Annotated in this window: 15 protein-coding genes; 11 read left to right on the forward strand and 4 right to left on the reverse strand. The window is 61.1% G+C overall.

Features of this window, described 5'->3' with window-relative positions; translation table 11 throughout:
• Window positions 1-99: 99 nt before the first annotated feature.
• Both ACYU7Q_RS13255 and radC read right to left on the reverse strand, forming a co-directional pair.
• On the reverse strand, window positions 100-711 hold the full coding sequence (locus tag ACYU7Q_RS13255; protein ID WP_460609917.1) for a DUF1684 domain-containing protein: 612 nt from the start codon (window positions 709-711) through the stop codon (window positions 100-102).
• Between the two features lie 122 nt (window positions 712-833).
• Window positions 834-1,592 (reverse strand): JAB domain-containing protein, encoded by a 759-nt coding sequence (gene radC / locus ACYU7Q_RS13260; protein WP_460609918.1) that lies wholly within the window; start codon window positions 1,590-1,592, stop codon window positions 834-836.
• Between the two features lie 126 nt (window positions 1,593-1,718).
• Here radC and ACYU7Q_RS13265 point away from each other — a divergent pair, with 126 nt between their 5' ends.
• The 5 genes from ACYU7Q_RS13265 to ACYU7Q_RS13285 all read left to right on the forward strand — a co-directional run bounded on the left by ACYU7Q_RS13265 (window position 1,719) and on the right by ACYU7Q_RS13285 (window position 6,079).
• On the forward strand, window positions 1,719-2,957 hold the full coding sequence (locus ACYU7Q_RS13265) for a metallophosphoesterase (protein ID WP_460609919.1): 1,239 nt from the start codon (window positions 1,719-1,721) through the stop codon (window positions 2,955-2,957).
• Window positions 2,958-3,108: 151 nt separating this feature from the next.
• Complete coding sequence (locus ACYU7Q_RS13270) at window positions 3,109-3,780, forward strand: hypothetical protein (protein WP_460609920.1); 672 nt, start codon at window positions 3,109-3,111, stop codon at window positions 3,778-3,780.
• Window positions 3,781-3,919: 139 nt separating this feature from the next.
• Complete coding sequence (locus ACYU7Q_RS13275; RefSeq protein ID WP_460609921.1) at window positions 3,920-4,594, forward strand: carboxypeptidase-like regulatory domain-containing protein; 675 nt, start codon at window positions 3,920-3,922, stop codon at window positions 4,592-4,594.
• A 97-nt stretch (window positions 4,595-4,691) separates the two neighbouring features.
• Entirely contained in the window at window positions 4,692-5,663 is a 972-nt protein-coding gene (gene uvsE / locus ACYU7Q_RS13280) for a UV DNA damage repair endonuclease UvsE (protein ID WP_460609922.1), read from the forward strand.
• 62 nt (window positions 5,664-5,725) lie between these two features.
• Window positions 5,726-6,079: a hypothetical protein gene (locus tag ACYU7Q_RS13285; protein WP_460609923.1), complete on the forward strand. Its 354-nt coding sequence runs from the start codon at window positions 5,726-5,728 to the stop codon at window positions 6,077-6,079.
• Between the two features lie 88 nt (window positions 6,080-6,167).
• Here the strand turns inward: ACYU7Q_RS13285 and ACYU7Q_RS13290 are convergent, their stop codons facing one another.
• Window positions 6,168-6,545, reverse strand: a complete 378-nt coding sequence (locus tag ACYU7Q_RS13290; RefSeq protein ID WP_460609924.1) for a hypothetical protein — start codon at window positions 6,543-6,545, stop codon at window positions 6,168-6,170.
• 93 nt (window positions 6,546-6,638) lie between these two features.
• Complete coding sequence (locus ACYU7Q_RS13295) at window positions 6,639-7,019, reverse strand: hypothetical protein (protein ID WP_460609925.1); 381 nt, start codon at window positions 7,017-7,019, stop codon at window positions 6,639-6,641.
• Between the two features lie 284 nt (window positions 7,020-7,303).
• Between ACYU7Q_RS13295 and ACYU7Q_RS13300 the strand changes: the two genes are divergently transcribed.
• From ACYU7Q_RS13300 to ACYU7Q_RS13325, 6 genes are all read left to right on the forward strand, one after another.
• A complete protein-coding gene (locus ACYU7Q_RS13300; protein WP_460609926.1) occupies window positions 7,304-7,855 on the forward strand; it encodes an RNA polymerase sigma factor in 552 nt (183 codons plus the stop codon).
• Complete coding sequence (locus tag ACYU7Q_RS13305; RefSeq protein ID WP_460609927.1) at window positions 7,845-8,777, forward strand: HEAT repeat domain-containing protein; 933 nt, start codon at window positions 7,845-7,847, stop codon at window positions 8,775-8,777. Before ACYU7Q_RS13300 ends, ACYU7Q_RS13305 begins: the two co-directional genes overlap by 11 nt.
• Complete coding sequence (locus ACYU7Q_RS13310) at window positions 8,725-9,606, forward strand: DUF4097 family beta strand repeat-containing protein (RefSeq protein WP_460609928.1); 882 nt, start codon at window positions 8,725-8,727, stop codon at window positions 9,604-9,606. The genes ACYU7Q_RS13305 and ACYU7Q_RS13310 overlap by 53 nt, the downstream gene beginning before the upstream one ends.
• A gap of 21 nt (window positions 9,607-9,627) precedes the next feature.
• Window positions 9,628-10,494 carry a DUF4097 family beta strand repeat-containing protein gene (locus ACYU7Q_RS13315; protein WP_460609929.1) on the forward strand — a complete coding sequence of 289 codons (867 nt, stop codon included), beginning with the start codon at window positions 9,628-9,630 and terminating at the stop codon, window positions 10,492-10,494.
• A 251-nt stretch (window positions 10,495-10,745) separates the two neighbouring features.
• Window positions 10,746-11,300 carry an RNA polymerase sigma factor gene (locus ACYU7Q_RS13320; protein WP_460609930.1) on the forward strand — a complete coding sequence of 185 codons (555 nt, stop codon included), beginning with the start codon at window positions 10,746-10,748 and terminating at the stop codon, window positions 11,298-11,300.
• 4 nt (window positions 11,301-11,304) lie between these two features.
• Window positions 11,305-12,150: a HEAT repeat domain-containing protein gene (locus ACYU7Q_RS13325; protein ID WP_460609931.1), complete on the forward strand. Its 846-nt coding sequence runs from the start codon at window positions 11,305-11,307 to the stop codon at window positions 12,148-12,150.
• Window positions 12,151-12,280: the final 130 nt, after the last annotated feature.

The raw sequence follows: 12,280 nt of genomic DNA on the forward strand, positions 1-12,280 counted from the left end.
AATTCAGTTATTCGGAGCCGATGGCCCGACTAGCGGGCACTGCCACAAAGGTACAAACCCCGGCAAGCCGCCCGTAACTGCCGCCGCCCATGCCGGCACTTACTCATGAAACGACTTCTCGCCGGCCGGAATGGCGACTTGCAGCCGGTTTTCGGCCGGTGGCACCGGGCAGCTGTATTCGTTATTATAAGCGCAATACGGATTGTAGGCGCGGTTGAAATCGAGCTCGATTTCCGTTTCGTTCAGCCGCGGGATGGGCGCGTCGAGGTAACGACCGCCGCCGTAGGTTTCGTGGCCGTTGGTGAGGTCGGTGAAGGGAATAAACAGCGTGGAATCCTGCCCGTTGGCTTTCAAATAAACGCGCAATTGCTGCGGCGCATTGTTAATGCGAAATTTCACCAATCCCCAATTCAGGTATTTCTCGGCTTTGTTATCGCTCATTTGAATAAGCGTGGTATCGGGGTTTTCGCTGCGCGAAATATCGGCGTGCGGCACGAAGGTTAAATCGCCGGGATAATACTTCAGGCTGTCAAATTGCGCCTTTTGCGCGGCGGGAATTGGGGATTCTTCCGATTGCCGGAAAGCGCGGTTTTTCTCGCTGCGGAATTTATTTAATTGCGCCAAATAGACGCTGTTATTCGGCTTGGCATCATTCAGCGAATACAGAATAATGCCGATGATGGCGGCAGCCAGCGCTATTTTCTTAATCATTAATGTTTGTTTTGAAATCAACTGTCATGCTGAACGCAGTGAAGCATCTGATGATGTAATAACAAAATCGAAATTGTTCAGCCACTGCTCTCAGTTGCTTCACTGCGTTCAGCATGACAGATTTACAACATGCCTTCGTCGGCGAAGCTGTAGTAGCCTTGGTCGGAATAAATGAGGTGGTCAAGAATGGGCAAATCCAGGAAATTACCGGCCTCTTTCAGCTTCTTGGTGAGCTGAATGTCGGCGGCACTGGGGTTGCGGTTGCCGCTGGGGTGGTTGTGCACCAGAATAATGCTGCTGGCTAATTGTTCGAGGGCTTCCTTGAAAATCATTTTCGGGTCGGCCACGGTGCCGGCCACGCCGCCCCGGCTGATGGCCGTTTTGCGCATTACCACGTTGGCGCGGTTCAGCAGAATTACCCAGAATTCCTCGTGTGGCAAATCCATCAGATTCGGCCGAATCAAATTATAGATGTCGCGCGAGCAGGTGATGGTGGTGCGCGGGGCGGCATCGGCTTCCTTGCGGCGGCGGCCCAGCTCCAGGGCAGCCACCACCGTGATGGCCTTGGCCGGGCCGATGCCGGGGTGCCGACAAAGCTGGTTCACGCTTTCGCGGGCAAGGGCATTAATGTCATTGCCAACGGCTTGCAGCATGATTTTGCCCACGTCCACGGCCGTGAGCTTGGTGGTGCCCGAACCGATGAGAATGGCCAGCAGCTCGGCATCGGAGAGGGCGGCGCGGCCCTTGGCCATCAGCTTTTCGCGGGGCCGGTCGTCCTCGGCCCAGCTCTTGATGCCGGAGGCGGCCGGGGCGGTGTAAGCCGGGGTCGTACCCGGCAGGGCAGCGGCGTCGAAATCGGGCAGGTCGTTGGCGGGTTCCATGGGGCGGAGCGGCGGTAGAATGTAAAAAGTGCATTAAATGTAAAGCAAAAGCCGGCCGGGCGCGTTTAAGCTCCGAGGCTGTGGCTGCATCGTGGCGCGACGGCGTAATTTGAAGCGAAGGTTTTTATGCGAAATCCGTTGGTTTTGTGGTTGGTGCTGGCCGTGGTGGTGCTGGCCGAATGGTATGGATATCAGGCGGTGCGCACGGTGGCGCAGCACCTGTCGCCTGGCGCGCGGCGGGCGGCCGCCATCAGCTACTGGCTGCTCACGGTGGGCAGCTGGATGATTGCGGGCTGGGCCGGCTCAACCCGTCAATCGGGTAATATCCAGCTCAAAAGCTACCTCATGAGCCTGCCCGTGCTGCTGCTGGGGGCCAAGCTGATAATGTTCATTCCGCTGCTGCTGGAAGATGTGACGCGGCTGGGCCGTTGGGTTGTGAGCTCGGCCAGCCGCCCGGCGGGCACGGAAGCCGCCGCCATTCCGCGCAGCGAATTTCTGGCGAAGCTGGCGCTGGGTATCGGGGCCGTTCCGTTTTTTGCGCTGCTGTGGGGCATGGTGAAGGGCGGCACCGACTACACCGTGCGCCGCGTGACGCTGCGCTACCCCAACCTGCCGCCGGCGTTCGACGGCTTCAAAGTGCTGCAAATATCGGACTTGCACACCGGCAGCTTCAACTCGACCGAGCCGCTGGAGCGGGCCGTGGCCATGATAAACCGCCAGGGCGCCGACCTGATTCTGATGACCGGCGACCTGGTAAATAACCGCGCCACCGAAGTGGAGCCGCACATTCCGGCGCTGGCCAAAATCAAGTCCGAGCTGCCCATTTTCTCCAGCCTCGGCAACCACGATTACGGCGACTACGTGGCCTGGGAAAGCCCCGCCGCCAAGCGCGCCAACCTGGAGCGCCTGATGCAGAACCACGCCAAAATCGGCTGGACGCTGCTCAATGACACCAGCCACACCATCACGCGCGGCACCGACAAAATTTCAGTACTCGGCGTGCAAAACTGGAGCAGCCACGCCAACTTTCCCAAGCACGGTAACCTGGCCCGGGCCCACGCCGCCAGCGGCGACGCGCCGTTCAAAATCCTGCTCTCGCACGACCCCTCGCACTGGGAAGCGCAGGTCCTCAATTACCCTGACATTGACCTCACGCTCAGCGGCCACACCCACGGCATGCAGTTCGGCGTGAACCTGCCTTTCATGAAATGGAGCCCCGTGAAATACGTGTACAAGCAGTGGGCTGGCCTGTACGAGCAGGGCCGCCAGAAGCTGTACGTGAACGTGGGATTGGGCTTTTTGGGCTACCCGGGACGGGTGGGTTTCCTGCCGGAAATCACGGTATTTGAGCTGCGCCGCGCTTAACCAACGCTATATAAAAACGCTAAACGTCCTGCTGGCCCGCGCCGAAGCAGGACGTTTCTTTTTTAGGCGGCGGTAACATCCACTGCACCATTGCCGTAAAGCGCCCCCAAACCATTTTTGGTTTGTATTTCAACTTCCTCTTTCTGAATTTATGAAAAATTCCCTGCTGATTCTCGCCGGCGCTGCCGCCCTTTCCCTGGCTTCCTGCTCGCAGGAAAAAACCACCGAGGTAACCACCGCGCCCGCCGATGGCACGATGACTACCACGACCACCACCACAACTGGCCCGATGACGGATGCCCAGATTGAGGCCCGGGCCCAGCAAATCGCCGATAAAATGGCGGCCAACATGAAAATCACGGACGAGGCCACGAAAACCAAAATCCGCACCGTGTACGTGAACCGCTACAAGCGCATGAACGAGCTGCGCACCAAGTACACCACCGACACCACCGGCATGGCCGCCGCCATGCGCGATGCCAACGCCGCCCAGGACCAAGAGTTTAAGGTGATTTTCGTGGACCCCACCCAGTACCAGGCCTACGAGTCGAGCCGCTCGACCTACGACGACAGCAACTACTCGGACGATAACTCGTCGGCCACTTCGATGAGCGACACCGCGTCGAGCTCAGCCGCTCCGGCTTCATCGTCGATGACGACCACGGAAAGCACCACCACCACGACCACCGACAACAACATGAGCGGCACCAGCATGAACGCCTCGAAAATGAAGGCCAAAGCCGATGACGGCAGCAAAATCAAGGTGAAAGAAAACGGCAAGGTGAAAACCAAAGACGCCGACGGCACGAAAACCAAAAACTAAGGTTTGGTCGATGCAATCGGCCAAATCATCGCTGAAAAGCCCGCACCTGCAACGGTGCGGGCTTTTTTTGGCTCGTTGGGTTGCTACTTTGTAGTCGCGTTGCGTTAAAGGAGTAATGGGTTTTGAAGTAAAGTCTTGTGTGCCGGCCGTTTGGCCAAAGCTGAGCCGGGTGCTGGGCCTGCTGCTGGTGCTGTGGCTGCTGGCCGATACGGCGCACGCCCAGCTGGCCCCGACGGTGCGCGTGAGCGGCAGCGTGTCGGAGGCCCACACGCGGCTGCCCATTCCGGGGGCCACGGTACAGGTAGTGCGCACCAAGCGCGGCGTAGTAACCTCGACGACCGGCGATTTCAGCATCGACGCGCTGCCCACGGATACGGTTTTGTTTCGGGCCTTGGGCTACAAGGCGCAGCGCATGGCGCTGGGCGGCACGGGCTTGTCGCAGCTGGTGGTGCGCATTCAGCTGGCCCGCGACAGCGTGCGGCTGGGCGATGTGCAGGTAGTAGGCGACCGGCCCGACCGCGCCATCATCAACCGGGCATTGCGCAACATCAAGCGGCCCGCGCCGCCGGTGGTGAGCGGGGCCAAGCGCCCGCCCAAGCCCAAACCGCTTTTCGCCGTCGATTCGACGGCCCCCAAAGCGCCCATCCCCACCATTGCCAGCCCCGTGAGCCTGCTCTACGACCAGTTCTCGCGCGAGGGCAAGCAGCGCCGCAAAATGGAGCAGATTGAAGCTGAGCAGCGCGCCGAAAAAGCTCGCAAAGCCCGGGCCGAGTACAACAAGGCCTTTCTGGACAATCGCGGCTACCAGCCGTAGGGGAGTTAAGAGTTAAGAGTTAAGAGTTAAGAGTCGGACAATAAGCCTTAACTCCTAACTTTTAACTCTTAACTGCCTTTCCGCGTAAGCCCGGGGTATGAGAATTGGGTATCCCTGCGTGAATGAGGCGATGGATTGCAGCTCGGGCAATACGTTCCGGCTGGCCTCGTATTCGGAAGAGCGGCTGATTGCGGCCGTGACGGCCAACCTGGCCTGCCTGCGCCGCATGCTGGAATGGAACGTGGCCCAGGGCCTGCTCTTTTTCCGCATCGGCTCCAGCATCGTGCCCTTTGGCTCGCATCCCATCAATACCTTTTCCTGGCAGACGCATTTCGCGGCCGATTTTCGGGCCATTGGCGACTACATCAAGGCCAATAACCTGCGGGTGAGCTTTCACCCCGACCAGTTTGTGGTGCTGAACTCGCCCAGCCCGGACATTGTGCAGCGCAGCATTCAGGAATTGGTGTATCAGGGCTCGATGCTGGATTTGATGGGGCTTGATGGCACGGCGAAGCTCCAGATACACGTGGGCGGGCTGTACGGAGAGCGGGAACTGGCCATGATTCGATTTGCCCAGGTGCACGCCACTTTGCCCGAGGCCGTGAAGGCCCGCGTGGTGGTTGAAAACGACGACCGGCTGTTTTCCCTGCGCGACTGCCTGGAGTTGCACCAGCTCACCGGCGTACCCATCCTGTTCGACAATTTCCACCACGAATGCCTCAACCACGGCGAGCCCATGGCCGAGGCCCTGCGCCTGGCCGCCGCCACCTGGCACCCCACCGCCGACGGCGTGCCCATGATGGACTACAGCTCGCAGGCCCTGGGAGAGCGCAAAGGCAAGCATACCGACAACCTCGTGGACGAGCAGTTTCGCGAGTTTCTCACCCACCTGCACGGCCTCGATTTCGATGTCATGCTGGAAATAAAAAACAAGGAAGCCAGCGCCCTGCGCGCCGTGGCCATCCTGCGCGAGCTGGGCCTGAGCGCCGCCGCGCCCGATGTTCCCATTCCGCCCCTCACGCTACCGGCCGTACCCAAAGCCAAGCGCGCACCCAAAGCAGTAGGGTAGGGGGCAACCCCCGGTCCGGCCCGCTTTTTCAATTCGACTAATACCTTTCTCTCTTCCCAAACATGAATTCCGACCACCTCCTCGCCACCGTCAGCGCCCTGCGCAACGGCCTCACCAGCCTGCCCCTGGGCTCGGCCATGGACAATACCGAAACCTGGCAGCACCAGTTTCTGCAAAGCGGCGAGCCCGGCCTGCAGGACATTGCCCGCGAACTCGGCAACCTGCAATCGTTGCTCACCAGTGGGGCGTTGAGCGCGCACGCCATCGGCACGTCGCTTTCAATGCTGGGCGACCAGACCAGCGAAATCATTGCCCAGGCCCCGGCCGACCTGAAAAAGCCGCTCACCGAGCTAGCCGACCTGCTGCACCGTCACGGCGGCGACCTGCTGGTCCACGCCGAGAAAAGCAGGAAATAGCCGGTGGCCCTGATTCAGAATCAGTCCTAAAAAAGCCCCGTCCGAGATATCGGGCGGGGCTTTTTCAACCAAGGGTGAGACGGACAACCTAATTCCGAATGTTGCTGCTGGAGCTGCGGCGCGAGCGGCTGGGCACCACTTCGGTCGACTGCCGGGGGCGGTTGTCTCTGATGATGGGCTGCTCCCGGACATCGGGCACGGCAGTGGGCGACATTTCGGGCGTGGCGGCCGGCGAGAAGCCGCGGTCGTCGAGCTGGCGGGTGGGCTGGGCGTCGCGGTTGGTGGGCGTGCGCTGCATATCGGGCGGTCCCTGGATGGTGCTTTGATTGAGGGCCGGGTTTACCGGCGGCACGGTGGTCTGGCCCTGGCTGCCGCCGCGCACGGGGGCCGAGGGGTCGAAGGGAACGGTTTGGGCCTGGGCCGTGGCGGCAAATAGCAGGCCGGCCAGCAAGAGGGAATATTTCATGGTGGGTGGAAGAGAGGAGCCAAAAAAAGCCGGCTGCTTCAGTCAGAAACAGCCGGCTGCCAACTTGTTACGGCGCTGAGCCGCAAAAAGTTATTACATCGTGGACTTGCCTTTCATCTTGCCTTTGCCATGAGACATATTGCCTTTGGTCTTGGTGCGATGACCCGAAGTGGAGCTGCCTGATGTGGTGCCGGACGTGCTACCCATTGAGCCGCTGGAGCTACCCATCGAGCCAGACGTACTGGTGTTCATCGTGCCGGTGGTCGAGCCGCCCGTGGAGCCCGAGGTCATGGCCCCGCTTGAAGTGGTACTGCCGGTGGTGGTACCCGTAGTGGTGCCGGTGGTAGTACCCGTAGTGGTGCCCATGGTGCCACTGGTCGAGCCCGATGAGCCACTGGTAGTTGTTTGAGCGAAGGCGGCGTTGCTCAAGCCAAAGGTCAGTAATGCGGCGAAAAGGATTTTGGTGGTTTTCATGGTATCGGTTGAAAGAATGGGAGTGAGAAGGCGCCGGTTTTGGCGCATCATTTATATGATGTTGCTTTTACGGGCCAGAGGGCGGCTTTGGTTACAAAATAATTCGGGCAATTATTTTAAGCTCAACTGTTTATGATTGGAATAGGGCTAGAGTTATATGTAAAATTGCTTGCGTGTTTGGGGCTGATTGGTGGCCGGTGCTGAAAAAGTTGGCCGCCCGTTGTAACCTTCCGCCGCGGGCGCGGTGTCCACATCCAAATACCCTCAAAAAACCTTCTATCAGGTTGGACTCGCTAACGGATAATGCGCTGATGCTGCGGGTGAAAGCCGGCGACGTGGACCGAATGGGCCTGCTCTTCGAGCGCTACCATCGGCCACTGTTTGGCTTCCTCTACCACATGCTGGGCCGGGCCGCCAGCTGCGACGACCTCGTGCAAACCGTGTTCTACCGCATGCTGAAATACCGTCACACCTTCACCGGCGACGGCGAGTTCCGCACCTGGATGTACCACCTGGCTCGCAACGTGCTGGCCGATTTCGTGAAGAAAAACCGCCACGCCGCCCACCACACCGACGTGGCCGAGATGGCCGAGCACCTGCCCGGCGGCCTCAGCGCCGATGCCGGCCTGGAGCAAGCCCAGGACGTGGCCCAGCTGCACGAAGCTCTGGACCGCCTCCGGCCCGAAGACCGCGAAATCCTGGTGCTGAGCCGGTTTCAGGAGTTGAAATACGCCGAAATAGCCCGCGTGCTGGGCACCACCGAAGGTGCCGTGAAAGTGCGCGTGCACCGCGCCATGAACGAATTGAAAACGACTTTCCTCCGCATTGAAAACTGACCCATCGCCCATGAACTGCGAAGAAACCAAAGGGCAGCTGGTCGACTACCTGAGCCGCCAGCTGTCGGCCCCCGAACACGAAGCCCTGGCCGCCCATCTGGCCGAATGCGCCGAGTGCCGCGACGAGCTGCAAGCCGTGGAGCGCGTGTGGCACACGCTGGGCCGCGTGTCCGTGCCCCCACCCGGCCCCCAGGTGCGGCCCGAGTTCTACGCCATGCTGGCTTCCTTTAAAGAAGAGCTGGAAACCACGCCCGATTATTCGCCCCGGGGCCTGTGGGCGTGGCTGCGGGCCTTGCCCATTCCGCGCCCGGCGCTGCGGCTGGCCTACAGCCTGTGCCTGTTGGGTGTGGGCTTGCTGGGCGGCTACTGGCTGAACAGCGGCTCCAAACCCGCCCCCGCCGACCGGCAGCAGGTGGCCGCGCTGGCCGCCCAGGTGGGCGAAATGCGGCAGGTAATGCTGCTGTCGCTCATCGACAACCCCTCGGCCACGGAGCGGCTGCGGGCCGTGGGCTACACCAAGGAGCTGCCCGACCCCAACGCCAAGGTGGTGAATGCCCTGCTGAGCACCCTCAACCACGACGACAACGTGAACGTGCGGCTGGCCACGCTGGAAGCCCTCACACCGCTGGCCCAGAACGATGCCACCGTGCGCCTGGGCCTGGTGCACGCCTTGGCCCAGCAGAACTCCCCGCTGGTGCAGGCCGCCCTGGCCGATGCCATGGTGCAGCTACAGGAGCGCCGCTCGGTGCAGCCGCTGCGCCGGCTGCTGAAGCAGGCCAACCTGGACGACATGGTGAAAAGCAAAATCGAGCAAAGCATCCAAACCCTGAGCGACGGCCAGCCCGCCGCCCCCGCAACCCCCCAACGCCATGACCAGACTCAACTTTCTCCCCAGCCTGCCCGCGCTGCTCTTGCTGTGTAGCGCCACTGCCTGCCAGGCCCAAACCAGCCTGCACCCGCAATCCAAGGAGCAGATTACCAAAGAATTCACACTCACGTCCGATGCCGGGCGCAGCACGCTGGCTCTGTACAACATCAGCGGCTCGGTGACGGTGCAGGGCTACGCCGGCAATAAGGTGCTGGTGGAAGCCACCAAAACCATCACGGCCGACGACGCCAAAACGCTGGAAACGGGCAAGGCCGAGGCACAATTGGGCTTCACGCAGCGCGGCGACAGCGTGGTGGTGTACCTGACCGGCCCCTACGACTCGCGGCCCCACAACAACGACCGCCGCAACTGGAACCACAAGGACATCGACTACCGCTACGATTTCGATTTCGTAGTGAAAGTGCCTTACCAGCTCAATCTGCACGTTTCGACCATCAACCACGGCGATGTGAAGGTGCAGGATGTGACCGGCCCGCTGCACGTGTTCAACGTGAATGGCCCCATCACCCTCACCAACGTGAAGGGCAGCACGGAGGCCCGCACCGTGAACGGCAACGTGGAGGCTAGCTACGCGGCCAATCCGCCCGGCGCGTCGTCGTACCACACCATTAATGGCCAGATTCGGGTGAAGTACCCGGCCAGTTTCGCGGCCGATATGCACTTCAAGAGCATGCACGGCGAGTTTTACACCGATTTTCCCAACGCGGAAATGCTGCCGGTGCAAGTCACCAAAAACCGCGAAGGCCACGGCGGCGGCACCGTGTACAAGCTGACCAAGGACACGGCCGTGCGCATCGGCAAAGGCGGCCCCGACCTGCACTTCGAAACCCTCAACGGCGACGTCACCGTCACCAAACTCTAATTAGTCAATCAATACCTCCCGATGAATACTTCATTCCAATTATCCCCACGACGCTTTTTACGCTTCCTTGCGCTGAGCCTGTTGCTGCTCGCCTGCGCCCTGTCCGGCCGCGCCCAGGATGCCGAAAAGGACACCAAAGAACAGCTCTCCGTGGCCCTGACCTCGCCCGGCAAGCCCGGCTCGCTGGAGCTGGGCCTCGTGAACGGCTTCATTCACGTAGTGGGCTATGGCGGCAAGGATGTGGTGATTGATGCCGTGGCCCGTGCCCGGCAGGGCGACCGCCGCCCCACCAGCAAAGCCGAAACCAACGGCATGAAGCGCCTCTCGTCCGCTAACAATCTCAACCTGACGGCTGAGGAAAAGAACAACCACGTCGAAATCACCACCGACTCCTACCAACACCCCGTCGACCTAACCATCAAGGTGCCGCAGAACTTCTCGCTCAAGCTCAGCACCGTGAACAATGGCGACATCACCGTTGATAACGTGGCCGGCGAGCTGGAAATAACCAATGTGAACGGTGCGATTCAGCTCAGCCAGGTGGCCGGCTCGGCCGTGGCCAACACGGTGAATGGCAACCTGATTGTTACCTTCAAAAGCGTGACGGCAGGCGCCCCCATGGCCTTCTCCACCCTCAACGGCAAAGTCGATGTGACATTCCCCGGCTCCATCAAGGCGGCGCTCAAGATGAAATCGGAGCGCGGCGACGTGTACAGCGACTTCGACGTGGCCGTGGACAAAGGCAGCGCCAAGGTGACCCGCACCAGCCAGAATGGCCTCTCCCGCCTCAGCACCGACGATTGGACCTACGGCAAAGTGAACGGCGGCGGTCCCGAAGTGATGCTGAAAACCTTCAACGGCGATATTTTCCTGCGGAAAGCGAAGTAAAGCCACACTGCAAATTTTCAGGCCCCAGCGGGGCGGCACTTGCGCCAACGAGTGCCGCCCCGCTGGGGCTTTTTGCGGTTTTAAAGGTCTGCTGCGTCAGCCGATTGCGCTGTTGAAAATGGCCCCATCGGAACTCTCCTGGTGCTTTCTCTGGGCTAATGCCGACCTTCCCGAAAAAAAAGTTGGACCCCGGTGTAACGTCTGGGCCAAGTCCGGGTACTCCTTTCAACTCACCTCCAAAACCCCCACCCGTGACCCTCACGAGTACGAGCGACGAAGAACTGATGGCAGCCGTCCGGGCCGACGACCTGGACCAGCTCGTGCCGCTGTTTGAGCGCTACCACGGCCCCTTGTTCAACTACCTCACCCGCCTCACCAACGACCGCGAAACCAGCGAAGACCTTACCCAAACCGTGTTCGAGCGCATCCTCAAATACCGCAGCAGCTACCAGCCCGCCCAACCTTTCAAAGCCTGGGTGTACCAGATGGCTCGCAACGTGCACGCCGACTACTGGCAGCGCCAGCAGAAGGTCCGCGCCGCCGATGTGGACGTGGACGAAGTGGAGCGCACCGGCGGCCTGCGCGGCGCGGCCTTCTCCCAGATGCGGGTGAACAACCACCACGACGACCTGCACGAAGCCCTCGACATGCTGCCCGTGCCGCAGCGCGAAATTCTGGTCCTGAACCGCTTTCAAGGGTTTGGCTACGAGGAAATCGGGAAGCTGCTGGGCTGCACTGCCGAAGCCGCCCGCGTGAAAGCGCACCGCGCCCTGCAAGCGCTGCGCAAAATCTATTTCGCCAACTAGCTATATGAAAACGCCCGAACTATCTATCTGCCACGAGCTCGAAGCCCTGCTGCCGGCCTACGTCGAGCGCAGCCTGCCGGCCGCCGAGGCCGAGCGCGTGGCCACCCACCTGCCCGCCTGCCCCGCCTGCCAGTTGCAGGTAACCCAGCTCCGCGCCCTGTCCGATGACCTGGACGCGGCCCTGCCCGAAGTGCCCCGCACGGCCCTGCGCGCCAACTTTATGGCCATGCTGGAGCAGCAAAAGCAGCTGCTGAATCCCGAAGCAGCTGCCGCTCCCACTCCGGCTCAGCCCGAAGCCAAAGTGGTTTCGATGTGGCCCACAGCATTGGCTAATAACTGGCTGCGCATTGCCGCCAGCATCGTTCTCATTGCCGCCGGCGTGTTCCTCGGCCGTAACCTGCACTGGGGAAGCAACGCCAACACTGTGGCCACCACCGATAAAAACGCCCCCACCACCCTGGCCAACGCGCTGACCAACGACAACGGCCGCCCCGTATCGGCCAGCGACCGGATTCAGCTGGTGACCAACGCCACTAAAGCCGCTGCGGCCCCCGACGATGCCACGGTGCAGGTGCTGCTCAATACCCTCAATTTCGACCCCAACCCCAACGTGCGCCTCGCCGCCTGCGAAGCCCTCTACCGCCTCCGCGATGCCCCCGGCGTGCGCGAAGGCCTGGCCAACTCGCTGCCCATCCAAACCGACCCCAACGTGCAGATTGCGCTGATTGACATGGTCGTATCGCTGCGCGTGCACCGGGCCGTGCCTCAACTCCAGCGCCTCGCCAAAAAGCCCGATGCCCTGCCCGTGGTGCGCGCCCAGGCCGAAGCCGGCATCGGCAAACTGATTTAACTAACCTCAATAAAATAACCAGAACGGTCATGCAGAGCGCAGCGAAGCATCTCGCTTGTGCCACTGAACCAGCCATGCAACGGGTGCCGGCGAGATGCTTCGCTGCGCTCTGCATGACAGGACCACGCCT

The organism is Hymenobacter terrigena, from assembly GCF_054776515.1.

Bases quoted from the DNA above. Each gene is read 5' to 3' on its own strand.
- ACYU7Q_RS13290 (WP_460609924.1), bottom strand. From the start codon at position 6,545: ATGAAATATTCCCTCTTGCTGGCCGGCCTGCTATTTGCCGCCACGGCC.
- ACYU7Q_RS13270 (WP_460609920.1), top strand. From the start codon at position 3,109: ATGAAAAATTCCCTGCTGATTCTCGCCGGCGCTGCCGCCCTTTCCCTG.
- ACYU7Q_RS13325 (WP_460609931.1), top strand. From the start codon at position 11,305: ATGAAAACGCCCGAACTATCTATCTGCCACGAGCTCGAAGCCCTGCTG.
- ACYU7Q_RS13310 (WP_460609928.1), top strand. From the start codon at position 8,725: ATGACCAGACTCAACTTTCTCCCCAGCCTGCCCGCGCTGCTCTTGCTG.
- uvsE (WP_460609922.1), top strand. From the start codon at position 4,692: ATGAGAATTGGGTATCCCTGCGTGAATGAGGCGATGGATTGCAGCTCG.
- ACYU7Q_RS13295 (WP_460609925.1), bottom strand. From the start codon at position 7,019: ATGAAAACCACCAAAATCCTTTTCGCCGCATTACTGACCTTTGGCTTG.
- ACYU7Q_RS13285 (WP_460609923.1), top strand. From the start codon at position 5,726: ATGAATTCCGACCACCTCCTCGCCACCGTCAGCGCCCTGCGCAACGGC.
- ACYU7Q_RS13315 (WP_460609929.1), top strand. From the start codon at position 9,628: ATGAATACTTCATTCCAATTATCCCCACGACGCTTTTTACGCTTCCTT.
- ACYU7Q_RS13255 (WP_460609917.1), bottom strand. From the start codon at position 711: ATGATTAAGAAAATAGCGCTGGCTGCCGCCATCATCGGCATTATTCTG.
- ACYU7Q_RS13265 (WP_460609919.1), top strand. From the start codon at position 1,719: ATGCGAAATCCGTTGGTTTTGTGGTTGGTGCTGGCCGTGGTGGTGCTG.
- radC (WP_460609918.1), bottom strand. From the start codon at position 1,592: ATGGAACCCGCCAACGACCTGCCCGATTTCGACGCCGCTGCCCTGCCG.